This is a genomic window from Pseudobutyrivibrio sp. LB2011 (assembly GCF_000701765.1).
Classification (GTDB): Bacteria; Bacillota; Clostridia; order Lachnospirales; family Lachnospiraceae; genus Pseudobutyrivibrio; species Pseudobutyrivibrio ruminis.
In genome coordinates, this window is sequence record NZ_JNJS01000003.1 from 102,577 (window position 1) to 129,240 (window position 26,664).

General features: G+C 41.0%; 22 protein-coding genes and 1 other annotated feature. Of the genes, 2 read left to right on the plus strand and 20 right to left on the minus strand.

Translation table 11 applies throughout. The annotated features are described in order from the left end of the window. Positions 1 to 110: 110 nt before the first annotated feature. The 13 genes from rpoC to T375_RS06375 all read right to left on the minus strand — a co-directional run bounded on the left by rpoC (position 111) and on the right by T375_RS06375 (position 15,829). Positions 111 to 3,782 (minus strand): DNA-directed RNA polymerase subunit beta', encoded by a 3,672-nt coding sequence (rpoC, locus tag T375_RS06315; protein WP_044936379.1) that lies wholly within the window; start codon positions 3,780 to 3,782, stop codon positions 111 to 113. Positions 3,783 to 3,801: 19 nt separating this feature from the next. Continuing rightward, the gene (rpoB, locus tag T375_RS06320) at positions 3,802 to 7,707 is read right to left on the minus strand and encodes a DNA-directed RNA polymerase subunit beta (RefSeq protein WP_044936381.1); all 3,906 of its coding nucleotides are present in this window, start codon (positions 7,705 to 7,707) and stop codon (positions 3,802 to 3,804) included. 225 nt (positions 7,708 to 7,932) lie between these two features. Beyond that, positions 7,933 to 8,307, minus strand: coding sequence for a 50S ribosomal protein L7/L12 (gene rplL / locus T375_RS06325; protein ID WP_028234586.1), 375 nt, complete (start codon positions 8,305 to 8,307; stop codon positions 7,933 to 7,935). Between the two features lie 41 nt (positions 8,308 to 8,348). Beyond that, positions 8,349 to 8,903, minus strand: a complete 555-nt coding sequence (gene rplJ / locus T375_RS06330) for a 50S ribosomal protein L10 (protein ID WP_044936382.1) — start codon at positions 8,901 to 8,903, stop codon at positions 8,349 to 8,351. Between the two features lie 39 nt (positions 8,904 to 8,942). Beyond that, positions 8,943 to 9,077, minus strand: a sequence feature (ribosomal protein L10 leader region). Between the two features lie 29 nt (positions 9,078 to 9,106). After that, positions 9,107 to 9,802, minus strand: coding sequence for a 50S ribosomal protein L1 (rplA, locus tag T375_RS06335; RefSeq protein ID WP_044936385.1), 696 nt, complete (start codon positions 9,800 to 9,802; stop codon positions 9,107 to 9,109). An 83-nt stretch (positions 9,803 to 9,885) separates the two neighbouring features. Then, the gene (rplK, locus tag T375_RS06340) at positions 9,886 to 10,311 is read right to left on the minus strand and encodes a 50S ribosomal protein L11 (RefSeq protein WP_028234589.1); all 426 of its coding nucleotides are present in this window, start codon (positions 10,309 to 10,311) and stop codon (positions 9,886 to 9,888) included. A gap of 10 nt (positions 10,312 to 10,321) precedes the next feature. Further along, positions 10,322 to 10,852 (minus strand): transcription termination/antitermination protein NusG, encoded by a 531-nt coding sequence (gene nusG / locus T375_RS06345; protein ID WP_033152865.1) that lies wholly within the window; start codon positions 10,850 to 10,852, stop codon positions 10,322 to 10,324. 14 nt (positions 10,853 to 10,866) lie between these two features. After that, positions 10,867 to 11,064 (minus strand): preprotein translocase subunit SecE, encoded by a 198-nt coding sequence (gene secE / locus T375_RS06350; RefSeq protein WP_033152863.1) that lies wholly within the window; start codon positions 11,062 to 11,064, stop codon positions 10,867 to 10,869. A gap of 18 nt (positions 11,065 to 11,082) precedes the next feature. Further along, positions 11,083 to 11,232: a 50S ribosomal protein L33 gene (rpmG, locus tag T375_RS06355; protein WP_028234592.1), complete on the minus strand. Its 150-nt coding sequence runs from the start codon at positions 11,230 to 11,232 to the stop codon at positions 11,083 to 11,085. Between the two features lie 168 nt (positions 11,233 to 11,400). Beyond that, complete coding sequence (locus T375_RS06360; protein WP_044936387.1) at positions 11,401 to 12,261, minus strand: carbohydrate ABC transporter permease; 861 nt, start codon at positions 12,259 to 12,261, stop codon at positions 11,401 to 11,403. Between the two features lie 39 nt (positions 12,262 to 12,300). Continuing rightward, entirely contained in the window at positions 12,301 to 13,209 is a 909-nt protein-coding gene (locus tag T375_RS06365; RefSeq protein ID WP_044936390.1) for a carbohydrate ABC transporter permease, read from the minus strand. A gap of 89 nt (positions 13,210 to 13,298) precedes the next feature. Further along, entirely contained in the window at positions 13,299 to 14,696 is a 1,398-nt protein-coding gene (locus T375_RS06370; protein WP_044936392.1) for an ABC transporter substrate-binding protein, read from the minus strand. A 119-nt stretch (positions 14,697 to 14,815) separates the two neighbouring features. Then, positions 14,816 to 15,829 (minus strand): LacI family DNA-binding transcriptional regulator, encoded by a 1,014-nt coding sequence (locus tag T375_RS06375; RefSeq protein WP_044936394.1) that lies wholly within the window; start codon positions 15,827 to 15,829, stop codon positions 14,816 to 14,818. Between the two features lie 320 nt (positions 15,830 to 16,149). On the opposite strand from T375_RS06375, the gene T375_RS06380 reads away from it, so the two are divergent. Next, a complete protein-coding gene (locus tag T375_RS06380) occupies positions 16,150 to 18,585 on the plus strand; it encodes a glycoside hydrolase family 94 protein (protein ID WP_044936396.1) in 2,436 nt (811 codons plus the stop codon). 119 nt (positions 18,586 to 18,704) lie between these two features. Continuing rightward, on the plus strand, positions 18,705 to 19,592 hold the full coding sequence (locus T375_RS06385; RefSeq protein ID WP_044936398.1) for an RluA family pseudouridine synthase: 888 nt from the start codon (positions 18,705 to 18,707) through the stop codon (positions 19,590 to 19,592). On the opposite strand, the gene T375_RS06390 is transcribed toward T375_RS06385, so the two are convergent. The 7 genes from T375_RS06390 to T375_RS06420 all read right to left on the minus strand — a co-directional run bounded on the left by T375_RS06390 (position 19,583) and on the right by T375_RS06420 (position 26,654). After that, a complete protein-coding gene (locus T375_RS06390; protein WP_044936401.1) occupies positions 19,583 to 20,032 on the minus strand; it encodes a J domain-containing protein in 450 nt (149 codons plus the stop codon). The genes T375_RS06385 and T375_RS06390 overlap by 10 nt on opposite strands. Positions 20,033 to 20,138: 106 nt before the next feature. Next, a complete protein-coding gene (locus T375_RS06395; protein WP_044936403.1) occupies positions 20,139 to 22,163 on the minus strand; it encodes a glycoside hydrolase family 13 protein in 2,025 nt (674 codons plus the stop codon). 202 nt (positions 22,164 to 22,365) lie between these two features. Beyond that, the gene (gene ftsH, locus T375_RS06400) at positions 22,366 to 24,201 is read right to left on the minus strand and encodes an ATP-dependent zinc metalloprotease FtsH (RefSeq protein WP_044936772.1); all 1,836 of its coding nucleotides are present in this window, start codon (positions 24,199 to 24,201) and stop codon (positions 22,366 to 22,368) included. Positions 24,202 to 24,234: 33 nt separating this feature from the next. Beyond that, positions 24,235 to 24,759 carry a hypoxanthine phosphoribosyltransferase gene (hpt, locus tag T375_RS06405; protein ID WP_044936405.1) on the minus strand — a complete coding sequence of 175 codons (525 nt, stop codon included), beginning with the start codon at positions 24,757 to 24,759 and terminating at the stop codon, positions 24,235 to 24,237. Between the two features lie 4 nt (positions 24,760 to 24,763). Next, positions 24,764 to 26,122, minus strand: coding sequence for a tRNA lysidine(34) synthetase TilS (tilS, locus tag T375_RS06410; RefSeq protein ID WP_044936407.1), 1,359 nt, complete (start codon positions 26,120 to 26,122; stop codon positions 24,764 to 24,766). Beyond that, the gene (locus tag T375_RS06415) at positions 26,085 to 26,393 is read right to left on the minus strand and encodes a septum formation initiator family protein (protein ID WP_044936410.1); all 309 of its coding nucleotides are present in this window, start codon (positions 26,391 to 26,393) and stop codon (positions 26,085 to 26,087) included. The genes tilS and T375_RS06415 overlap by 38 nt, the downstream gene beginning before the upstream one ends. A 21-nt stretch (positions 26,394 to 26,414) precedes the next feature. Next, the gene (locus T375_RS06420; protein WP_033152845.1) at positions 26,415 to 26,654 is read right to left on the minus strand and encodes an RNA-binding S4 domain-containing protein; all 240 of its coding nucleotides are present in this window, start codon (positions 26,652 to 26,654) and stop codon (positions 26,415 to 26,417) included. Between the last annotated feature and the right edge of the window lie 10 nt (positions 26,655 to 26,664).

The following is a 26,664-nucleotide window of genomic DNA, read 5'->3' on the forward strand; positions in this document are numbered from 1 at the left end:
ATATCCTATTAGCGCATGCTAGAACATTATATTTCCTTAATTTCATTATGTCAAGGTTAAAAATGTGAAAAAAAGACCCTGGCAATGCCAAGGTCTTTTATATATTTTGATTATTCTACATCTACAAGCTCATCTGAAAGTGCTTCTGCACCATTAGCTTCGCCTTCGAACTCTTCTGTAGACATTGCTGCATCTGCAAGCTGATTGTCTGTTGAAAGAGGAATGTTTGAATATCTCTTCATACCTGTACCAGCAGGGATTAAGCGACCGATGATAACGTTCTCTTTAAGTCCGTTAAGTGGATCAACCTTACCCTTAATAGCTGCATCAGTAAGAACCTTTGTTGTCTCCTGGAATGAAGCTGCTGAAAGGAATGAGTTAGTAGCAAGGGCTGCCTTTGTGATACCGAGGAGTTCCTGTGTACCAGTAGCAACTTCCTTACCTTCTGCCTCCATCTGCTCGTTAGCTTCTTCAAAGTCAAGCCAGTCTACAAGTGAACCAGGCATAAATCCTGTATCACCAGCCTCGTCAACTCTGATACGCTTTAACATCTGACGGCAAAGAACTTCGATATGCTTATCGTTGATATCAACACCCTGTAAACGGTAAACACGCTGTACTTCACGGATGAGGTAATCCTGAACAGCTGACTTACCCTTGATTGCAAGGATATCGTGTGGGTTTACAGAACCTTCTGTAAGCTCATCACCAGCTTCAAGTTCCTGACCTGAAATAACCTTGATACGTGATCCGTAAGGAATTAAGTACTTCTCTACATCACCTGTTTCAGAGTTTGTAACAACAACTTCTCTCTTCTTTGTCTTAGAATCTTCTTCGATAGAAACTGTACCAGCAATCTCTGTGATGATTGCAAGTCCCTTAGGCTTTCTAGCCTCGAAAAGCTCCTCGACACGAGGAAGACCCTGAGTAATATCGTTACCAGCAACACCACCAGTATGGAATGTTCTCATAGTAAGCTGTGTACCTGGCTCACCGATTGACTGAGCGGCAATGATACCGATTGCTTCACCAACCTGTACAGCACGACCAGATGCCATGTTAGCGCCGTAGCACTTAGCACAAACACCAACGTGTGAACGACAGTTAAGTACGTTTCTGATCTTAACTTTCTTGATTGGGTTGCCCTTATCATCAACACCCTTTTCGATGATTGCAGCTGCACGCTTAGGTGTGATCATGTGGTTAGCCTTAACGATAACCTCGCCCTTAGCATCGCAGATTGTGTAGCATGAGAATCTACCAGTAATACGATCCTTAAGTGACTCGATTTCTTCACGACCATCCATGAATGCGTATACCCACATACCTGGAATCTCGCGATTTGTACCAGCAACACAGTCAGATTCACGAACGATAAGTTCCTGAGCAACGTCAACCATTCGACGTGTCAAGTATCCTGAATCGGCTGTACGAAGAGCTGTATCAGAAAGACCCTTACGAGCACCATGAGCTGACATGAAGTACTCAAGTACATCAAGACCTTCACGGAAGTTTGACTTAATAGGAAGCTCGATAGTCTTACCTGTTGTATCAGCCATCAAACCACGCATACCAGCAAGCTGCTTGATCTGCTTTTCAGAACCACGGGCACCTGAATCAGCCATCATGAAGATGTTGTTGTACTTATCAAGACCATCAAGAAGGTCCTTAGTAAGCTCATCATCAGTCTCTTTCCAAGTATCTACTACTTCACGATAACGCTCTTCTTCTGTGATAAGACCACGCTTATACTGACGTGTAATCTTATCAACTGTCTCCTCAGCCTTAGCAATAAGCTCTGGCTTCTGAGCAGGTACTGTCATATCTGAAATTGAAACTGTCATGGCAGCAATTGTTGAGTAGTGGTAACCCATTGCCTTGATATCATCAAGAACTTCTGCTGTCTTTGTAGCTCCGTGTGTATTAATAACTTTTTCAAGAATCTGCTTTAACTGCTTCTTACCAACGTGGAAGTCTACCTCTGGCAAAAGCTCGTTCTCAGGATTTGTTCTATCTACATAGCCAAGATCCTGTGGGATAATCTCGTTGAAGAGAAGTCTACCAAGTGTTGATGAAACATTACCTGTAACAACAGTTCCGTCAGCATGCTGCTTTGAAACTCGAACTGTGATACGTGCATGCATTGTTAATGCATCGTTCTCGTATGCAAGAATTGCCTCGCTAAGGCTCTTGAAGATTTTGCCTTCGCCAAGCTCTTCTCTAGTATCACCTACAGACTTACCACGCTCCTGTGTGAGGTAGTAAATACCAAGTACCATATCCTGTGAAGGAACGGCAACAGGACCACCATCTGAAGGCTTCAAGAGGTTGTTAGGTGAAAGAAGCATGAATCTACATTCAGCCTGTGCCTCCTGAGTAAGTGGAAGGTGAACAGCCATCTGGTCACCATCGAAATCGGCGTTGAAAGCTGTACATACAAGTGGATGAAGCTTGATAGCTCTACCTTCTACAAGGATTGGCTCGAAAGCCTGAATACCAAGTCTATGAAGTGTAGGAGCACGGTTAAGCATAACTGGATGCTCTTTAATGACATCTTCAAGGATGTCCCAAACCTCTGGCTCAAACTTCTCTACCATCTTCTTAGCATATTTAATGTTGTGAGCCATTCCATTACCAACGAGCTCCTTCATAACGAAAGGCTTGAAGAGCTCAAGTGCCATCTCCTTTGGAAGACCACACTGGTAAATCTTAAGCTCTGGTCCTACGACGATAACTGAACGACCTGAGTAGTCAACACGCTTACCAAGAAGGTTCTGTCTGAATCGACCAGACTTACCCTTAAGCATGTCTGAAAGAGACTTAAGAGGTCTGTTACCAGGACCTGTAACAGGACGACCACGACGACCGTTATCGATAAGAGCATCAACAGCTTCCTGAAGCATACGCTTTTCGTTACGTACGATGATATCAGGAGCACCAAGCTCTAAGAGTCGACGAAGTCGGTTATTTCTATTGATAATACGACGATATAAGTCGTTAAGATCAGATGTAGCAAAACGGCCACCATCAAGCTGTACCATAGGACGAAGATCTGGTGGAATAACAGGGATAACTGTCATAATCATCCATTCAGGTCTGTTTCCTGACTCGCGGAATGCCTCAACAACCTCGAGTCTCTTGATGATACGTGAACGCTTCTGGCCTGTAGCGTTATCTAATTCAATCTGAAGCTTTGTAGCCTCTTCATCAAGGTCAATGTCCTTGAGAAGCTCCTGAATAGCCTCAGCACCCATTCCTACTCTGAAGCCGTTACCATACTGCTCTCTAGCTTCCTGGTACTCAGCTTCTGTAAGAACCTGCTTATACATGAGAGCTGTCTCTCCTGCATCAAGAACGATGTATGATGCAAAGTAGAGAACCTTCTCAAGTGTCTTTGGTGAAAGATCAAGAATAAGTCCCATACGTGAAGGAATACCCTTGAAATACCAAATATGTGAAACTGGTGCAGCAAGTTCAATGTGACCCATACGCTCACGACGAACGCTTGCCTTTGTGATTTCAACACCACAACGATCACAAACCACACCCTTATAACGAATCTTCTTGTACTTTCCGCAGTGACATTCCCAGTCCTTGCTAGGTCCAAAAATCTTTTCGCAGAAAAGACCATCCTTCTCAGGCTTCAGTGTACGATAGTTGATTGTCTCTGGCTTTTTAACTTCGCCACGAGACCACTGTCTGATCTTTTCAGGTGAAGCCAATCCAATCTGTATTGCGTCAAATGCTATTGGTTGATATGTCGCTTCTTTATTCTCTGGCATTTTCTAGCTCCCTTCCTATTTATTCCTCATCAAAATCATCTGCTACATCTGTAAAATCATCATCTTCTTCAAATGCTGCATCATCTTCATCATCAACAAGATCTCCATCAGAATCAAACTTCTTTGTAGAGAATCCTGCCTGTGCGAATGAATTGTCATCCTCGAAGGCAAAGTTTCTATCGCTTCCAGCGATGATTGCATTGAGGTCTGTATTTCCATATTCACTTGTTTCCATAAGTTCAACTTCTTCACGATTTTCATCGAGAACACGAACATCAAGACCAAGTGACTGTAATTCCTTAAGTAATACCTTGAATGACTCAGGGATACCTGGCTCAGGGATGTTTTCACCCTTGATGATAGCTTCGTATGTCTTAACACGACCGATAACATCATCAGACTTCATTGTAAGGATTTCCTGAAGTGTGTATGATGCACCATAAGCCTCAAGAGCCCAAACTTCCATCTCACCGAAACGCTGTCCACCGAACTGTGCTTTACCACCAAGTGGCTGCTGTGTAACAAGTGAGTAAGGACCAGTTGAACGAGCATGGATCTTATCATCAACAAGGTGGTGAAGCTTAAGGTAATGCATGTGTCCGATTGTTACAGGACCATCAAATGGCTCACCTGTACGACCGTCGCGAAGCTGTACCTTACCATCACGAGAGATTGGAACACCCTTCCAAAGTGCACGGTGTGCACGGTTTGTAGAAAGATACTCCATAACATCGTCACGAAGAATATCAACGTACTTGTCGTAGAATGTCTCCTCGCCGTTTGTAGCTTCTTCCTTGTCAAATGGCATATTTACATAGTCATTTGCAAGCTCAAGTGTATCCTGGATATCAATTTCATTTGCACCATCAAATACTGGTGTCTCAATGTCAAATCCAAGTGCCTTTGCAGCAAGTGAAAGGTGAATCTCAAGGACCTGACCGATATTCATACGTGAAGGAACGCCCAATGGGTTAAGTACGATATCAAGTGGACGACCGTTTGGAAGATATGGCATATCTTCTACTGGAAGTACGCGGGAAACTACACCCTTGTTACCATGACGACCAGCCATCTTATCACCTACACCGATTTTTCTCTTCTGAGCGATGTAGATACGTACTGATTTATTAACACCTGGAGAAAGTTCATCACCGTTCTCACGAGTAAATACCTTTGCGTCAACAACGATACCATAAGCACCGTGTGGAACACGAAGTGATGTATCACGAACCTCTCTTGCCTTCTCACCGAAGATTGCAAGAAGAAGTCTTTCTTCTGGAGTACGCTCTGTCTCTCCCTTAGGTGTAACCTTACCAACAAGGATATCACCTGCACGAACCTCAGCACCGATACGGATAATACCGCTCTCGTCAAGATCCTTAAGTGCGTCATCACCTACACCAGCAACATCACGTGTGATTTCCTCTGGTCCAAGCTTTGTATCACGAGCATCGATTTCGTACTCTTCAATATGAATAGATGTATAAACATCATCCTGTACAAGTCTCTCTGAAAGGAGAACCGCATCCTCGTAGTTGTAACCTTCCCATGTCATGAAACCGATAAGAGGGTTCTTACCAAGGGCAAGCTCACCATTCTTTGTAGAAGGACCATCAGCGATAACCTCGCCTGCTTCTACATGGTCACCCTTAAATACGATTGGACGCTGATTGTAGCAGTTAGACTGGTTTGAACGTGTGAACTTGAGAAGATCATACTCATCTCTTGTTCCGTCTTCATCAGCCTTGATGATAATACGCTTTGTCTCTGACATCTCTACGATACCAGCGCGCTTAGCAACTACGCAGACACCTGAATCGACAGCTGTCTTTGGTTCCATACCTGTACCAACAACTGGAGCCTCTGTAGTAAGAAGAGGTACTGCCTGACGCTGCATGTTTGATCCCATGAGGGCACGTGTAGGGTCATCGTTCTGAAGGAATGGAATAAGGGCTGTAGCAACTGAGAATACCATCTTAGGAGATACGTCCATGTAATCAAACATAGTCTTATCGTACTCCTGTGTCTCCTCACGGAAACGACCAGATACGTTCTTTCTCATGAAGTGGCCTTCTTCGTCAAGCTTGACGTTAGCCTGTGCTACATGATAGTTATCCTCTTCGTCTGCTGTCATATAGATAACCTCGTCTGTTACGCGAGGATTCTCTGGGTCTGTTTTATCAATACGTCTGTATGGCGCCTCAATAAAACCATACTCATTGATACGAGCATAGCTTGCGAGAGAGTTGATAAGACCGATGTTAGGTCCTTCAGGTGTCTCGATAGGGCACATACGTCCATAGTGAGAGTAGTGTACGTCTCGAACCTCGAATCCGGCACGATCTCTTGAAAGACCACCAGGACCAAGGGCAGAAAGACGTCTCTTATGTGTCAACTCACCAAGTGGGTTGTTCTGATCCATGAACTGTGACAACTGTGATGAACCAAAGAACTCTTTGATTGCAGCTGTAACAGGCTTGATGTTGATGAGGTTCTGTGGAGAAATATCCTCAAGGTCACGAGTTGTCATACGCTCACGTACAACCTTCTCGAGACGTGATAAACCGATTCTGTACTGGTTCTGTAAAAGCTCACCAACAGCACGAATACGACGGTTACCAAGGTGATCGATATCGTCATCCTTACCAATGCCGTACTCAAGATGCATATTGTAGTTGATTGATGCAAATACATCCTCAACTGTAATGTGCTTTGGAATCAAATCAGCTACTGAACGCTCAATAGCATCCTCAATATCTTCTTTTGTTGTGTTTTCTGAAAGAATTCTCTCTAATACTGGATAGTATACAAGCTCAGTAATACCAAGAGCTTCTGCATCGATATCAACAAACTTTGTGATATCAACCATCATGTTTGAAAGAACCTTTACATTGCGTGTCTCAGTCTGGATGAATACATGAGTAACAGCTGCGTTCTGGATTTCATCAGCCTTCTCAAGTGTAATCTTATCTCCAGCCTTTGCAATAATCTCGCCAGTTGTAGTGTCAACTACATCCTCTGCAAGAATATGACCTGCAATACGGTTGCGAAGCATAAGCTTCTTATTGAATTTATAACGTCCTACCTTTGCAAGATCGTAACGTCTTGGATCAAAGAACATACCGTGAATTAATGACTCGGCGCTATCCTTTGCAAGTGGCTCGCCTGGACGAAGCTTACGATATAACTCAAGTAAGCCTCCTTCGTAGCTACCCTGAGGATTCTTCTCAGTAATAGAAGGATCCTTTGCGAATGTAGCAAGAATCTTTGGCTCTTCGCCAAATACATCAATAATTTCCTGGTTTGTACCTAAACCAAGAGCACGAATAAGTACTGTAACAGGTACTTTTCTGTTACGGTCTACACGAACATAGAAAACGTCATTGGAATCTGTCTCATACTCTAACCATGCACCTCGGTTAGGTATTACTGTACATGAATAGAGCTCCTTACCAATCTTGTCGTGACCGATAGCATAGTAGATACCTGGTGAACGAACAAGCTGACTGACGATAACACGCTCTGCTCCATTAATAACGAATGTGCCAGTCTCTGTCATAAGTGGTAAATCACCCATGAAAATTTCATGCTCCTGCATGTCTCCGGACTCCTTGTTTACAAGGCGTACCTTTACTTTCAAAGGTGCTGCGTATGTTGCATCTCTTTCCTTGCACTGTGGGATGGTGTACTTAACTTCATCCTTGCACAATGTAAAGTCAACAAAGTGCAACTCAAGCTGATTACCCCTATCCTGAATAGGAGAGATATCAGCAAATGCTTCTTTTAATCCGTCCTTAACGAACCAGTCATAACTGTTCTTCTGGACCTCGATTAAATTAGGCATTTCAAGTACCTCTTTTTGTCTCGAGTAACTCATACGCAAGTTCTTTCCAGCTTTCACTGGACGTATTCTGTTTTTCTCCATTGACGTTCCACCTCTCATAATATTTAAATTTGGATAAATCTTATCAAATAAAATGTGTGAAAATCCGTGCATAAAAATAAGCATAGAAATACACACTGCACCACAATAGTGCAAACTACATTCTATGCCAAAGTCAATAACAAAGTCAAGTATTAAATTAGATATTTTCAAAAAAATTTAGCAGGTTCATTTGAACCTGCTAAATATAAAACAATCGAGTTTAACTTACTTAAGAGTAACCTTTGCACCGATCTCCTCAAGCTGAGCCTTGATTGACTCTGCTGTAGCCTTGTCAGCTGCTTCCTTGATAACCTTTGGTGCGCCATCAACGAGTTCCTTAGCTTCCTTAAGTCCAAGACCAGTAGCCTCACGAACAACCTTGATAACCTTAACCTTCTCAGAACCTACTTCTGTAAGCTCTACGTCGAACTCGTCCTTCTCCTCAGCTGCTGCTGCATCGCCAGCTGCTGCTGCAACTACAACGCCTGCTGCTGCAGAAACGCCGAACTCTTCCTCACATGCCTTTACAAGGTCATTTAACTCTAATACGCTAAGCTCTTTGATAGCTGCGATAAACTCTTCTGTTGTCATCTTTGCCATGATTATTTTCCTCCATTAAATAATAATAAAAATCAATTAAATTACTCTGCTTCTGTTGCAGGTGCTTCCTCTGCTGGAGCCTCTGCCTCTGCAGCTGGTGCCTCTGTAGATGCACCACCCTGCTCTGCGATCTGGTTGAGAACGCGAGCGAAGTTTGTGATTGGTGACTGTAAGCTTCCAAGTAACTTTGAAAGAAGTTCCTCTCTGCTTGGTACAGCTGCAACTGCTGACATACCATTAGCATCATAGAATGTACCTTCTACGACACCAGCCTTGATCTCAAGGTTTGTAGCTGTCTTAGCAAATTTAGCAAGAATTCTTGCTGGAGCTGTAGCATCATCCTTTGAAACAGCGATTGCACTTGGTCCTTCAAGAACATCATCAAGTGATGCAAAATCTGTTCCCTCGAAAGCGCGCTTCATAAGTGTGTTCTTGTATACCTTGTAAGTAACACCAGCCTCGCGAAGCTGCTTACGTAACTGTGTGTCTTCTGCAACTGTAAGTCCACGAGCGTCAACAACTACTACTGAAGCTGCATCCTTAATCTGCTCTGAGATCTCGTCAACTATTGGCTGCTTTAATTCAACTTTTGCCACGAATTTTTCCTCCTTATAATATTTGTTTGTTGCTTATATGAGGATAAAGTAAAACCCTCTATGTCAAAGACATAGAGGGTGATTAATCGATAAATACTTAATCGTCCTCGGCTGGTAGATAAAATCTTTACGGCTAACGCCACCTGCTGTCTTCGGCAACAACTTTATGCATTATATCATCATGTATATTGGGCTGTCAACAATTAGTTAGAAACCTTTGCAACATTAAGCTTAACGCCAGGTCCCATTGTAGGAGCAAGTGAAATGCTCTTAATGTACTGACCCTTTAAGCTTGCTGGCTTAGCCTTGTTGATAGCGTCCATAAGAGTCTGGAAGTTGTCCGCTAACTGCTCCTCTGTGAAAGAAGCCTTTCCGATAGGTACATGGATAATGTTTGTCTTATCAAGTCTATACTCAATCTTACCAGCTTTGATTTCTTCAACAGCCTTAGCAACATCCATTGTTACTGTACCAGCCTTAGGGTTTGGCATAAGTCCTCTAGGTCCAAGTACACGACCAAGACGACCAACAACACCCATCATGTCTGGAGTAGCAACTACTGAATCGAACTCTGCCCAACCTTCGTTCTGGATCTTAGGGATGAGTTCCTCGCCGCCTACGAAATCAGCGCCTGCAGCCTGTGCCTCATCAAGCTTAGCACCCTTAGCGAATACTAAAACTCGAACAGTCTTACCTGTACCGTGTGGAAGTACTACAGCACCACGAATCTGCTGCTCAGCGTGACGTCCGTCACAACCAGTTCTGATATGAGCTTCAATTGTCTCATCAAATTTTGCAGTAGCATTCTTCTTTACCTGTGCGATTGCTTCTGCTGGATCGAATGCAGCTGACTTATCGTATGAGCTAACAGCTGCAACGTATTTCTTTCCTCTTTTCATGTTTACCTCCTGTGGTTTATCGAGCTAATGCTCTCCCACTCAAATCTTTAATAGTAAGAACGTTGTTTTCGCTAAGCTGTGAATTATTCAACAACCTCAACGCCCATTGATCTACATGTTCCTTCGATCATGCTCATAGCAGCCTCAAGTGATGCTGCGTTAAGGTCAGGCATCTTTGTCTCTGCGATTTCCTGAACCTGAGCCTTTGTAATCTTTGCAACCTTTGTCTTGTTAGGTGTGCCTGAAGCCTTCTGAAGCTTGCAAGCCTTCTTAATAAGAACTGCTGCTGGTGGAGTCTTTGTGATGAAGCTGAAGCTTCTATCTGCATAAACAGTGATAATTGTAGGAACAATTGTATCTCCCATATCTGCTGTCTTTGCGTTAAACTGCTTTGTAAACTCCACGATGTTTACACCATGCTGACCAAGTGCTGGACCAACTGGTGGGGCTGGTGTAGCCTTGCCTGCTGGAATCTGCAACTTGATATAGCCTTCAATTTTCTTTGCCATGATATTCCTCCTAATCCATCTTGCGTACGTCTGTGAAATCAATTTCTACTGGTGTTTCACGTCCGAACATTTCAACGCTGATGGTTACTGTCTGCTTCTTAGCATTGATAGACTTAACAACGCCCACAGTATCTTTCCAGGTACCGTCTACGACACTAAGAGTATCTCCGACTTCGAAGTCAACCTCAACGTTGACTCTTTCAGTGCTTTCGCCTAGTAAGTATGCTTTAACTTCAGCCTCTGACAATGGCACTGGTTTACTTCCTGGTCCAACGAAGCCTGTAACACCTCTAGTATTTCTGACAACGTACCAGGTCTCATCATTCATAATCATCTCAATAAGAACGTAACCAGGGTACATCTTCTTTGAAACTTGCTTCTTGACGCCGTCCCTAGTTTCGGTAACCTCAACCATTGGTACTCTAACATCAAGAATCTGCTCCTCGAGATGTTGTGTCTCGATAGCCTTTTCAATGTTTGTCTTGACTTTGTTCTCATAGCCTGAGTAAGTATGAACTACATACCACTTTGCCTCTGCCATATGCGATGCCTCCATTATAAATTAACTAGGATATTTACACCCTTGTTGATCACTGCATCTAAAACGATGATGATCACTGCTACAACTACTGACACAGCAACAACTGCTGTTGTCTGTTTTGACACGTCCTTTGGATCTGCCCAGACAATCTTTCCAAATTCTGTCTTAAGACCCGCAAAACGTCCTGACTTGGTTTTCTTTTCCTCTGCCATTTTGCACCTCCCGGATGACTATTTAGTCTCTTTGTGCATTGTGTGCTTCTTGCAGAATCTGCAATACTTCTTTGTTTCCATTCTGTCAGGGTGTGTCTTCTTGTCTTTTGTCATGTTGTAATTACGCTGCTGGCACTCTGTGCAAGCTAATGTTATCTTTGTGCGCACAACTTCCACCTCCGTTAAATTTCTACTTTGGTCTACTTATACTCACTTGTCATAGCGAACAATTTGACAAGGCGAAAAAAGAGCATAAAAAAAAGACCTGCTTTTCTTAGTCGCTAGCTAAATTTAGCACACGACGCAAGAACTGTCAAGTCTTTTTCATTATTATGTTTAGCCCTTTACACCGCCAAGTGTTACTCCACCAACAATGTATCTAGAAAGTATTAGGTAAACAATTATAACAGGGAAGATTGAGAATGCAATCATAATATAAACCTGTCCCATATCAAACTTTAACCAGTCTGCATTACGAAGCTGAGCAATTAATATAGGAAGTGTCTTCTTTGTATCATCGTGAAGAACAAGAGCTGGAGTGAAGTAATTATTCCAGCTACCTACAAAGCTGAATATTGCCTGTACAGCAATTGCTGGCTTCATAAGGGGTACTACAATCTGGTTAAATGTTCTAAATTCGCCAGAACCATCAATTCTGGCAGCCTCGATTAAGGAAAGAGGTAATGTAGAATCCATGTATTGCTTCATATAAAAGAATACAGCAGGAGATGCAATCGCAGGAATAATAAGTGGGATAGCACTATTATCTAAATGCATCTTGTCAATGAGCTGTAAGAAACCAAGTACAGTTACCTGTGTTGGAATCATCATAATCATTAATATGAAGGTAAACATAAACTTCTTTAATTTGAAGTCATATGCATGGATAGCATAAGCTGTCATTGTTGAAAAATATGTTGCAAGTGTAGCTGTAAGTACAGCGATTATAAGCGAATTAATCATACCACTTACAATAGGTAATGTTCCATTTTTCAAGTTTGTCCAGTTCTCAATAAGATGGACACTTGGAAATGGAGTGAAACCTGCGCTCAATTCTGAATTGCTTCTGGTAGAATTGATAAATAATACATAGAACCAGAATAAGCACAAGAATGAAATTAAAATCAATACTATATAAGAAACTATTCTTCTAGCATGAACTCCGCCGCCTTGGCTGTTGCTTGTGTTATTTGCCATTTTTATTCTCCTCATCTATTTTACTTAATTTCAACGATTTTATTTCTGTTCCTGAACGTTAGTAAACTTATAAACTATCAAGCTTAAAATGGCTGTTATTACAAACATAAATACTGAAAGTGCACCTGCAAGTCCAAAGTTCTTACTATATAAATGCTTGTTCAAGTACATAATCAAAGTCATAGATGAACGCATTGGATTACCTGTACCATTTGTTAAGATCTGAGGTACATCAAACATCTGTAAACCACCAATGAGTGATGTAATCATAACAAATACAAGAATTGGTCTAAGTAAAGGCAATGTTATTTTATAGAAAATCTGATTAGCAGTTGCACCATCAACCTGAGCAGCCTCAAAAAGAGATGGATCAATTCCAAGCATACCTGCCATCAGAAGAATTGTCGTATTTCCAAACCACATAAGGCAGTTCATTGTAGCTACCAATCCACGAACACTTGCAGCGTGATCCATAAATGAGAATGCTTCCTTGAATACGCCAATTTGAATTAACAATGAGTTAATTGGTCCGCTATCTGCAAATAATGTAAAGAACAACATCGCAAAAGCTGATGCCATAATCAAGTTTGGTAAATAGATTACCGTTTTAAAGAATGTCTGACCTTTTAATCTAAGAGATGGATCTGTAAACCATGCTCCTAATAATAATGAAAGGATAATCTGTGGGATAAATCCTAAAACCCACATAATCATTGTATTCGCAAAATATGTTGGTAAATCACCGTTAGTTACAATTGTTGCATAGTTTGCAAGACCTACAAAGTTAGGTCCAATCTGAGTAAGGCCTGAACGGTAATTTTCAAAGAATGAATTGTATATAGTTGAAACCAGTGGGATCAACTGGAATATTAAAAATATTACTGTAAAAGGTATTAGAAAGATATAACCCCACTTATTATATCTAACAACTTTGCTCTTCTTGTTCATAAATGCTCCCTTTTAGTTCTTTTAAATAGGGCGCATAGGGCCAATCCCCACGCGCCCCAAATCATTTCACTGATTAGTTGCAGTTAGAATTAGTCAACTGAAACATCTGGATACTTCTCATGAACTGCTGTCTTGAACATATCGAGAGCCTCGTCCTTTGTTGCATTTCCTGTGAAGTAGTTCTTCATTGCCTTCTGGAACTCTTCTGTACATCCCTGATCATACTTAGAAAGGTTTGAAAGATCTACTGTCTCAGCGCCTGCTGCAAGCTGCTCGTATGGATTCTGACCACCGAGAAGGTCAAGGTTACCTTCATCAGATGATGCAAGCTCTGAAAGAACTTCCTTGCTGTTTACGCAGTCAGCGTATGTTGTAGCTATATCCTTAAGAACTCCCTTATCTGTTGTCATTGTAACGATGATATCTTTTACAAGGTTAGCATTGTCTGTACCTGTTGCAGCACATACCCATGTACCACCCCAGTAGTAAGACTGAGGACCTTCGCAATATCCCCAACCACCCTGGTTAGCGATTGTGCCATCCTGGTCTGCATCAAGACAGAAGTTAAAGAACCAAGCTGGTCCAAAGTAGCAGAATACCTTTCCTTCTGGTCTCTTACCCTTTGCCCAGTCATCGCTCCAAAGATCATCTGTATCTTCAGCGCCTGCTTCAATAAGTGCCATAGAATCATCTACCCACTTATCAACGTTAGGATCGATAACAAGCTTGCCATCCTGTACCCACTGTCCAGATACGTTGTTAGCATATGTTCTGTATGTATCGTTTACTGAGCACATTGTGTAACCAGCATCAGCGACCTTCTTAGCTGTCTCATTGTACTTATCCCAATCAGCTACTGCTGCCTGAACTTCTTCTGGATCATCTGTTCCAAGAACTTCCTTTGCTGCCTCTCTGTTGTAGATAAGACCTGCTGAGCATGCCTGCCATGAAGAACCTTTAAGTTTACCATTGCTATCTGTTACGATGCTCTGTGTATATGTGTACTGATCTGAAAGAACATCAGATGTAATGCCGAGGTCAGATAATGGCATTGTTACATCCTCGTCAACATACTTAAGAGCGTAATCAGCTTCTACCAAGAATAAATCTACCTTATCATCTGCAGCTGCGTCTGGCTGAGCGATAAGAGCCTCATCAAGGTTGTTCTGATATGCATTGTCTGTAGATGGTGTAATGTTCCAAACTACTTCAACATCACCAATCTTACCGTGAGTAGCATCTACTTCTTCGTATCCAGGATAGAAATCCTTTACACGTGTCTGCCACTCATCGTTCCAACAATAGATGTTAAGAACTTTACCTGTGTCCTCAGGAAGTTCTACTGCTTCTGCCTCAGCATCAATCTCCTCTGTTGATGCTGGAGCTGCTGCTTCTTCTGTAGAAGCTGTTTCTGAGCTTCCACAGCCAGCAAACATTGTTGCTGTCATTGTTGCCATTGCGAGCAAACTAACTAATCTTTTTTTCATTGTGTGTTCCTCCCAAAATATTTTTCCTGGACTTTCGTCCTTTGATGCTGATAACACATCAACATCATATCTACATTAATTTGTTTGCATTTATATAAGTTGATTTCTCAACCCAATGCCTAATTTAGTTTCTTTAGGGTATCTCCTTCAAGCAGTCTCCCTTTAACTACAACTCGCTGTACTAATGTAGTTTTTGGTCTTTCAATTAAATCGATAAGATTCTTTCCTGCTTGTCTTCCTAACTCTTCTGTATCCTGTCTATAAGTAGTAAGACGTGGCCTAATATGTCTTGCCACTTTGATTCCATCGAATCCAACTACTGATACATCATCAGGAACCTTTAACCCTTTTTCTGATATTGCCCTCATACCACCATAAGATGCATAATCATCAGGATAGAAAATGCAGGTTGGTCTGTTTTCTAATTCCAACAGCTTTAATGTGCATTCATAAGCACCATGTGTATCTCTATATGGAGATTCCATTAAGTACTCATCTGGAGTTTCTATTCCATATTCTTCCATCTTTTTATGGAAGGTAACTAATCTTGTGCGTGTTACCGAAGAATCAGCACCGTGTATGTAAGCGATTTTTCTATGGCCAGAAGCTACTGCAAAATCAACCAGCTCAGTCATGCCTCCAACATTATCTGAAAGGATTGTTGTTGTATCATTATAAATATGATCAATTGTTACAACTGGTATATCACTTTTTACTAGTTCAACTACTTCAGGATCTCCGAAGTGAACATTTGCAATAATTACACCATCGAATCTTCTATATCTTGCATGTGTAAGATAAGAATCTCTTCCAGGCCTTGATCTGTCATTTGAAATAAAGGTTATATCATATCCCTCTTTTTCAACTTCTCTTTTAAAGCCTTCAAGAACACTTGCGAAAAAGTCATGCTGTAAACCACTGTTGGCATCGTCCATGAAAAGAACTCCTATATTATGTGTGCGATTTGTTTTCATGGATTTTGCTGCTGCATTAGGAACATATCCTAATTCATTAGCAACTTTTCTGATTCTTTCCTTTGTTTCTGCGCCGATGTCACTGTGATCATTCAATGCTTTACTAACTGTAGCAACTGATACACCGCATCGACCGGCAATATCTTTTAATGAAACCATCACTCTCTCCCTAGTGTGTTAAACATCTGCTTAATCGTTTTCGTAATTTCAATATAGCCCCTTTTCACGAAATGTACAATAGTTTTTCGAAAATTTGTCTTTTCGTTAAAGTTTCGTAACCTGTTTTAGTGAAATATCGCCAAATATTTAACAGCCTAATTGCATTTTAGGATAATTATGGTATTCTAATGCCGAGAAATTATATCTTTTAACTTAAACGTTTACGCTTCGTTTTCTTTAAATTGACCGATTTTCTCTCAGATTATTCACTTAATCGTTTTCTGTATGAATAATTGTTTCTTAGTTTTAGGGAGGAATATATGAAGTTCGGACATTTCGACGATCAAAACAAAGAATATGTAATCACAACTCCAAAGACTCCATTACCATGGATTAACTACTTGGGTTGTACCGATTTCTTTTCTTTGATCTCAAACACATGCGGTGGCTATACTTTCTATAAAGATGCAAAGCTTTTACGCATGACACGTTATCGCTATAACGACACAACTCCAGATACAAACGGTAAGTATTTCTATATTAAGGATGGAGATACAATTTGGAATCCTGGCTGGCAGCCAACCAAGACTGAATTAGATTCTTATGAATGTCGTCATGGTATCGGCTACAGCAAGTTTACTGGTGTTAAAAATGATGTAAAAGCAGAACTTATTACTTTTGTTCCAATTGGTGATCCAGTTGAATTAACAAAGGTAACAATTACAAATAACAGCTCAGCTCACAAAGATATTCAACTTTTCTCATATGTAGAATGGTGCCTTTGGAATGCTGATGATGATATGAAGAATTATCAGCGTAACCTTTCAATCGGTGAAGTTGAAGTTATTGATTCAACTATCTATCACAAGACAGAATATCGCGAGCGTCGTAATCACTACGCTGTATATTCAGTAAATACTAAGATTGATGGTTTCGAGACAAGCCGAGATGAATTCAGAGGTGCTTACAATGGTCCAGATAGACCTGCAGCTGTAATTGAAGGAAAGCTTCACAATACTATCGCTTCAGGATGGTATCCAATCGCTTCACATCAGATTAATCTTTCACTTGATGCTGGAGAGTGCAAAACTTTCGTATTCGCTTTAGGATATGTGGAAAACCCTGAAGATGAAAAGTGGGAAAAACCAGGAATCATTAATAAAAAGAGAGCTAATGCTCTTCTCGCTAAATATCAAACTACTGAAGATTTTGACAACGCTCTTGCAAAGCTTAATACATACTGGGATGGACTTCTCAGCAAGTTCCATGTTGAATCAAATGATGAGCATGTAAACCGTATGGTAAATATTTGGAACCAATACCAGTGTATGGTTACATTTAACATGTCTCGTTCAGCTTCTTACTATGAGACAGGTATTGGCCGTGGAATGGGATTCAGAGATTCTTGCCAGGATTTACTTGGATTCGTACATCTGATTCCAGATAGAGCTCGCGAGAGAATCATTGATATTGCTTCAACTCAGTTCCAGGACGGTTCAGCATATCACCAGTATCAGCCTCTTACAAAGAAGGGTAATTCTGATATCGGTTCAGGATTTAACGACGATCCACTTTGGTTAATTGCTGGAACAAGCGCATACATACGCGAAACAGGAGACACATCAATTCTTAAGGAAATGGTTCCTTACGATAATGATATGTCAGTTGCTACAACACTTATGGAGCACTTAAAGCGCTCATTTAATTACATTGTAAATCACAAGGGTCCACATGACCTTCCACTTATTGGTCGTGCTGACTGGAACGACTGCCTCAACCTTAACTGCTTCTCAGAGCATCCAGGCGAAAGCTTCCAGTGCTTCGGACCTAGTGAAGGACCTGTTGCAGAATCAGTATTTATTGCTGGTATGTTTGTAAAATATGGTCGCGAATATGCAGCTCTTGCAAAGCTTATGGGTGACACTGCTGAAGAAGCTCGTGTTCTTGCAGAAGTAGATAAGATGACTGCTGCAATCGAAAAAGATGGTTGGGACGGCGATTGGTTCGTAAGAGCTTACGACGCTTACAGCCACAAAGTTGGTTCAAAGGAATGTGATGAGGGACAGATTTACATCGAGCCACAAGGTATGTGCGTAATGGCCGGTGTTGGCGTTGATGATGGTAACGCAAAGAAAGCCCTTGATTCTGTAAAAGAAAAGCTTGATACAAAATACGGCGTAATGATTTTACAGCCTGCTTACACAAGATATCATCTTGAGCTTGGTGAGATCACATCATATCCACCAGGATACAAAGAGAATGCTGGTATCTTCTGTCACAACAATCCATGGATTTCAATTGCTGAGACATGCATTGGTCGTGGTGACAGAGCATTTGAAGTTTACAAAAAGACCTGTCCTTCATACATCGAGGACATTTCAGAAATTCATAGAACTGAGCCATACGTTTACTCACAGATGGTTGCTGGCGTAGATGCCAGATTCCACGGTGAGGCTAAGAACAGCTGGCTCACAGGTACTGCTGCTTGGACATTTACAAATATTTCCCAGTATATCTTAGGAATCTACCCAACCTTAGAGGGATTATCTGTAAATCCATGTACACCTGCTGCATTTGGTGATTTCAATATCACTCGTGAATACAGAGGTGTAATATACAACATCGAAATCAAGAATCCTAACCAGGTTCAAAAGGGTGTTGCAAGCCTTACTGTTGATGGCAAGGAAATCGAAGGAAACGTTATCCCATTCGATTCTTCTAAAAAAACAGTTAGCGTGGTTGCTACAATGAAGTAAAAGAGTAATAGCTTTACTTTCTTCATTTAACCAATTCTCCTTCTTCAATAAGAGCTCATACGCCCCAGTATGAGCTCTTTATTTTTGACTTTTTGTCTATATACAGATAAATTATAGCTATGAACAGAACATTAACTTATGAAATCAATTCTGAATATGCAGGGTATTCTATTGACAAATATCTGAAATCCCAGGGCTATTCCAGCGCCAATATCACCGCAATCAAAAAGATGCCTAATAATGTGGTTATCGATGGTGAGTGGGTACATATGAATCGCAAACTCCAAGCCGGCGAGATTTTAACTGTAAATATCTCCGAGGATAATTCATCAGAAAAGATTCCACCAGTAAAAATTGATTTGGATATCGTTTATGAGGATGATGATATTATCGTTATCAATAAGCCTGCAGGACTTCCAATTCATCCAAGTTTAAATCACTACGAAGATTCCTTAGCAAACGGTCTGGCATATTATTACGAGGCTCAGGACAAGCCTTTTATATTTAGATGTGCTAATCGACTAGATAAGAACACCTCTGGACTTACCGTCATTGCCAAGCATTTAGTTTCTGGCAATATCTTATCTACAATGGTAAAAAACCGTGAGTTTCATAGAGAGTATTATGCCATCGTCCGCGGTCATCTTGATGAGCCTGAAGGCACAATAGATGCACCTATAGGACGTGTAGACGATTCTATCATTACAAGGCAGGTAGATTTTGAAAATGGTGAACGCGCAGTCACTCACTATAAAGTGATAGACGAGAAAAAAGGGCACAGCCTAATCTCAATCCATCTTGAGACAGGCCGCACCCATCAAATTCGTGTCCATTTTAAATATATTGGTCATCCATTAATTGGAGACCATTTGTACAATCCCGATTTTGAATATATGACAAGACAAGCATTGCATTCCCACAAAATCAGTTTTGTTCACCCTATAACAAAAAAGGCAATGGAGTTTATCGCCCCATTGCCTAATGATATGAATTTCATTTACATTTGATTTTTGAGATCCTCGTACTCACGATTTATCTCTGCCACGGTAGCTGTGTCGCCAGATTCTCCATCAGGATGGTAAATCTTAATAAGGTCCTTATAACGCTTTTTAAGGGCCTTTGGTGTGGTGACACCAGAAAAGAACATCTCCCCGTGGACGATGTTATCCTCAGCTACATAAGGCTCCACAGAGTGAGCCTGTACTTGATCAAAGAATTTCTTCTTTCTCTCAAATTGTAATTTATCGTCAGCAAGCTTCTGAGTCTCCTGGATTAATAATTCCCATTTCAACTCAAACTGTTTTTCCTGCTGTTCTAGAGTATGAATCCTTGCTTCAAACTCTCTTCTTTCTTTTAGCAAATCATTCCATGCTTTTTCTAACTCTTTATGTCGGTCCTCAAGTGCTTGCATGTCGATCTTGCCTTGACATGTGAGATCCTTTGCCATAATAACTCTCCCGTATAGTATTACATTCTAGGTATTGTGGAACTTTCCCAAAACTTGTAATGATTATACTATATGTTGTGCATGCTTGTAAAATAAAATATCAATTCTATCTTTTGTACACTATGCCGGTATATGGTTGAAGGCTGACGTGAAGGTTTCCTCCTTCAACAATTATATCGGTAGGCATTATTGAATAGCCAACCTCATTGGTCATAATTACTCTTTCCAAGTTGCAATTTAGTGGAACGCCAGCTATCCAAACTGGTATATCCACTTCTATGCCATTGCCATTGCTGTTGATAACTACGATAACTTGCTCATTGGCTGTGAATCTGGCATAGCTAATAAATCCCTGGCCACAATTTAAAAATCTAAACGAGCCCTGCTTAATGGCTGGACTTAGTTTATGAACCATAATCATATCCCTTGTGTAATCGATAAGATCATAGTTGCAGTGGCCCCATGGATATGTTCTACGGCTATCTGGGTCCGTAAATCCACACACCCCAGCTTCATCGCCGTAATACAATGTTGGCGCACCAGGCCAAGTCATCTGTACCATTTCAGCTAGCTTCATAACAGGAATACTTACACCATCCTCAGCAGCCTTAGCCCCTTTTGTGGCGAGTCTTCCTACCGTATGGTTTGTTCTTGTCAAAAATCTGGAATGGTCATGGTTGGACAGCTGATTCATTGCGCAATACAGTGATGGAGTTTTCAGCCTTGCCATGAAGTGCAGCATTGTGTTTTTGAATCTTTCACCATCGCCAATAGCACTAGGCTGGAACTCATCAGAATGCTTCTCCATTCCTGTCAAAAAGAAGGTAAGTGGCTCCATAAAAGCATCATAGTTCATAACCGTATCCCACTGGTCACCAGCCAGCCATGCACTTGGATTACCATAATGCTCTGCAAGTATAATTGCGTTTGGATTTGCCGATTTTACTGCGTCTCTAAAATCATGCCAGAATTTATGATTAAACTCTTCTGAATGACCTAAATCAGCAGCTACATCAAGTCTCCAACCATCACAATTATATGGTTCGCTAACCCATTTTTTGCCTATATTGAGGACATACTGACACAGCTCAGGTGACTCCTCATAATTTAGCTTTGGCAACGTATCATGACTCCACCAGCCGTCATATGATTTGTTGTCTGGCCATGTATCCTCATAAAAGTAAAAGAAATTGTGATATGGGCTGTCCTTACTCTCGTAAGCTCCAGGAGCATATCCCTCTTCCTTTGAATAAATCTTTTCTCTGTTGAGCCATTTGTTGAAAGAACCGCAGTGATTAAATACACCATCTATAATCACTCGTATTCCCTTCTCATGGGCCTCTCTAACAAAGTCTGCAAAGAATTGGTTACTTGCCTCGAGGTTTTCCTTATTGGTCACTCTTAGCTTGTATTTAGTGGCATGGGAATTGTCATAATCCCCGTCCTTTAAACACTCTCCCCCATCCTTTTTAATTACGGTGAGGTGAGGGTCTATATAGTCATAATCAGAGGTATCGTATTTATGGTTAGAAGGGGAAACAAACAACGGATTAAAATATATTACTTCAACCCCCAAGCTTCTGAGATAATGGAGCTTCTGTCTGACTCCCTCTAGGTCTCCGCCGTAAAATCTTCCTATATCAAGATTTGCAGGTATAGCATCCCAGTTATCAACACGCTCAACTGGTGCTCCTACATAATGATATTCATTTGTTTCTACATCTGTGCTTGGGTCGCCCTTATAGAATCTATCCACAAGGATTTGGTACATAACTGCACCCTTCGACCAGGAAGGTGTGGAAAAACCTGGCATAATAGAAAACTCGTAATGTTCTCTATGATCACGCCAGAGACCTACTCTATCGTAATAATAAAGGCCATAGTCGCCGACTATTTCAAAGTGATATCTAAACTCTTTATCTTCGAGCTTAACGTCGCATGCATAGTAATCAAACTCTCCACGAGCTCTCTCTAGATGCATTCTTATATTCTTATCACCAGATACTAAAAAGGCCTCCAGGTCTTCCTGATGGTAAACGCGCAGTCTGATAGTTACTAAGTCAAAAGGCTCCGGTTCCATAGGAGTTCTATATTCAGCTGTACCGTCCGAGTAAATAGCTTGGATGTTCATTCCAACTCCCCTTAGATATTTTTAGATAGTAAAAAAGACAGCAACGATCGCTGTCTTTTTAGGAGAAGGTATTTTTACTATGGGGTTAGTAAAAATTATATAATGTATTGGGGGGTTTTTACGATGTTTATTATATGACCTCACAATACTTAAGTGTGCACAAATATAACAAATACTGACTTAGGTTTTTGTGCATGTTGCACTATTCTCCCCAGTTTATACCCTCTACAGCGGTCTCATTCGTACCTGAAGATTCAAATAGGGCCTCAAACTCGCTTCGTCCTATCTTTTCTTTTTCTAATAATAGATTAGCACATTTGTGTAGTATCTGTTCGTTTTCTCGCAAAATTTTCACAGCTTTTTCATAACATTCATCAATGATGCGTTTAACTTCCTCATCGATAGCTTTAGCTGTTGCTTCTGAAAAGCCTTTTGTATGAGCCAAATCACGGCCGATGAATACTTCTTCATCGTCATCACCGTAGTGAATCATACCTATATTTTTTGAGAATCCATACTTTGTTACCATGTTTCTTGCCATCTTTGTAGCCTGCTTGATGTCATTAGAGGCACCAGTGGTAACATCGTCAAATATAAGTTCCTCGGCAACACGTCCCCCCAGAGAAACAATAATATCCTGGGTCATCTTGCCTTTTGTATTAAAGATTTCGTCATTTTCATTTATAGGCATTGTATAGCCTGCTGCACTTGCACCTGTAGGAATGATTGACACTGAATATACAGGCCCTACATCTGGAAGTACATGGAAAAGAATTGCATGTCCAGCCTCGTGGTATGCTGTAATCTTCTTTTCTTTATCTGAAACAATCTTGCTCTTCTTTTCTTTACCAATTCCGACCTTTACGAAAGATCTTTTGATGTCTTCCTGAAGGATGTACTGTCTTTTCTCACCTGCTGCAAGAATAGCTGCTTCGTTGAGAAGATTCTCTAAATCTGCTCCTGTGAAACCAACTGTTGCCTGAGCAACCTGTTTCAAATCTACATCCTCCGCCAACGCCTTGTTGCTAGCGTGTACCTTGAGGATTTCCTCGCGTCCCTTCACATCAGGACTGCCAACATAAACCTTTCTATCAAAACGTCCTGGACGCATAATAGCCTGGTCTAAAATATCTACACGGTTTGTAGCCGCCATAACAATGATGCCTTCGTTAACACCAAAACCATCCATCTCTACAAGGAGCTGATTCAGTGTCTGCTCGCGCTCATCGTGGCCGCCGCCCATACCTGTACCACGGCGTCTAGCTACCGCATCAATCTCGTCAATAAAAACGATACATGGTGCATTCTGCTTTGCTTCCTGGAACAAATCACGGACGCGGGAAGCACCAACACCAACAAACATCTCAACAAAATCCGAACCAGAGATTGAGAAGAATGGTACTCCTGCCTCTCCAGCGATAGCCTTTGCAAGAAGTGTCTTACCTGTTCCTGGAGGGCCTACTAAGATAACGCCCTTAGGGATTCTGGCACCGATTTTTGTATATTTAGCAGGATCTTTTAAGAAATCAACAAGTTCTTCAACTTCTTCTTTTTCTTCTTTTAATCCAGCTACATTATCGAAAGTAGTGTTGATATCTTCTTTGTTTGTAAGCTTAGCTCTGCTCTTGCCAAAATTCATCATTCTAGCATTGGCACCGCCACCACCAGCGCCCTGCGCATTCATCATAATCATAAAGAGAATGAATACTGCGCCTAAGACAATGAGCATTGGTAACAATTCAGAAATCCAACTGTCATGTGGGATATCTGAAATAGTATAGGCAACCTTTGCTTCTTTTAATTCTTCCTGAATCTCGTTTACATCCGAAACATAAAGAGTAGCCTCTGTACCATCAGTAAGAGTGATTTCTGCTGCGCCAGTTGGCACCTCTTCATTCTGAGTAATATTGACTGATTTTACCTCATCTCTTGCCAAGGCCTTGTCAAATTCTTTTCGGGTGTATGTGGTAGTTGATTTACCCATGCTTGTGTAAAGTATAGCTAACACAACAAATACAAACAAAGCATAGATAATCATTCCTGAAGCTCTGTTTTTCTTCAAATCCGCCTCCTAGTCTAGCTCTACAACGCCAATGTATGGAAGGTTACGATACTTCTGGTCGTAATCAAGGCCGTAACCAACTACGAACTGATCTGGAATAGTAAATCCAGTGTAATCAACATGCACATCTACCTCACGACGATCTGGCTTATCAAGCATTGTAACCATGCGAACTGACTTAGCTCCACGATCTTTGAAAAGCTGACCAAGGTAGTTTAATGTATTTCCACTATCAATGATATCTTCAACGATAATAACGTTCTGGCCTGTTGGATCTAAATCCAAATCCTTTTTAATCTTAACTACACCAGAAGAAACTGTGCCGCTACCATAGCTTGATGTAGCCATAAAATCGATAATTACTGGAACTGTGATTCTTTTTGCCAACTCACAAGCAAAGAATGCTGCGCCCTTTAAGATGCAAACGAGAAATACTGATTCTCCTTCGTAATCCTTGCTGATTTGTGCTCCTAATTCTGAAATACGTGCTGCCAATTCTTCTTCAGGCAAAAGAACTCTGATGTTCTCACTCATTTTACTATTCCTCCGTATAACTAATCTCTAATACTCGAGTGGTATTTTTTGAAATTTTGTAATACTCGCTGACTCGGTGACCGACCACCCACATTACATGATTTCCATCACATACAAGTGGCACCTCATCTCTTAAATGTCGTGGAATTTTTTCATCTACAAAATAATCCTGTATAGATTTGCGATTTCCATCTGAATCGATGCATAGATAGTCACCCTCTGCACGGGTTCTTATTACAATATTAGCCCCTATTCTATCACAATCAAACCATTTCGTATAGGTTTCGGTAGGGTATTTCATGCCCTCTTTGTAATCAAATTCTCGATAGTTAAAAGTAGGATTAATCTGTTTTTGATTATCCTCATTCGCTGTATCGATTACGTATATTTCTTCATAGGATATGATAAGGGTCTTTTTGTATGGAAGCTGAATTTGACGCTCTCCATCTTCGTTTAATAGGTCCAGGATAGAATCCACGTGAACAGCAGCCACATCCTTCTGATATGGCATAAACTTGCTTAAATAATCCTTTATAGCCTGGCTGGCGATTACACGTGGTGCAGTTGCAATAGTTCTTTTTCTAAGCTTATCGCCCTCAAGCTTAGCCATCTGAAGCAATCCGTTTGACTCCAGGCTGATATAATCCGCGATTTCAGATAGTCGCTCTGTCATATCTGAAATATGCTCCAGGGCTCTATCATTTATTTTGGCTAATTCAGGCATGATGTTGTGTCTGATTCGATTGCGGTCGTAATCAGTTTCGGCATTTGTCCCATCGATGCAGTATGCCACTTCGTTTTCATTGAGGAATTCCAAAATATCCTTCTTTGGAACTGTAAGCAGTGGGCGGATGATTTTATCACGCTTTGGTGCGATTCCGCAGACCCCATCCAATCCCGTGCCTCTTGCCATGTGGAAAAGCACAGTTTCAGCATTGTCATCAGCATTATGGGCCACCGCAATCTTTGCTGGTATCCCTTGCTCCTCAAAAGCTGCTGCAGCTTCCTCAAAAGCTTCATATCTGGCAATTCTTGCCTCTTCTTCTATGGAACGGCCTGATGCCTTTGCAAGCGCAGGAATGTCGACTCTAAGAGCATTTAAAGGAACATTGAATTCCTTGCATAAGCTTTCCACATATTCCTGATCCTCGTCTGCGTCCTTGCCTCTAATCATATGATTTATATGAACTGCTGATATAGTCAGATTGTATTCTTCTTTAAGTGCCAACAGTACAAAAAAAAGGCACACAGAGTCAGGTCCACCTGATAGACCTAGGACGACTCCATCGCCTTTGTTTAGCATATTGTATTTTTCAATATATTCTTTAATCTTCTTTTTCTTTAAAAATAATCCAATTGTCATGTGTCAATCCAAGTTTCTGTGATGCTTCACTTTCTATGTATTCGTCAGTACCAACGTATTCCTCGTATTCCTTTAACTGCTCACTTTTTTCGTTTGCTTCATCTACTTGGCTTTGGAGAGATTCCTCCTGCTTCTTTAAGTCCTGATTTTTATCGTATAAACGAACCATCTGGACAGTCATAACGCAAATCATGAACAGCATGATAACTGCAACATATATTCTACCTGTTGAGGTTTTCTTTCGTCTTTTAACTCTTCTAGTTCTTGCCATCAAATACCTCGATAACTGATATTAAATATACTTAAATAAGTCTGCTGCCGCATCCTTTTTTGTGGTGTCCTGAATATCTAAAACTTCCACTTTAACATTTTTGTTTCCAAATGCTATTTCTATTATATCACCAATTTTAACATCGGTGGACGCTTTCGCAATTTTTCCATTGATTTGAACTCTACCGCTGTCACATGCTTCATTGGCAACAGTACGACGCTTTATAAGTCTACTAACTTTTAAATATTTATCAAGTCTCATTACATCACCT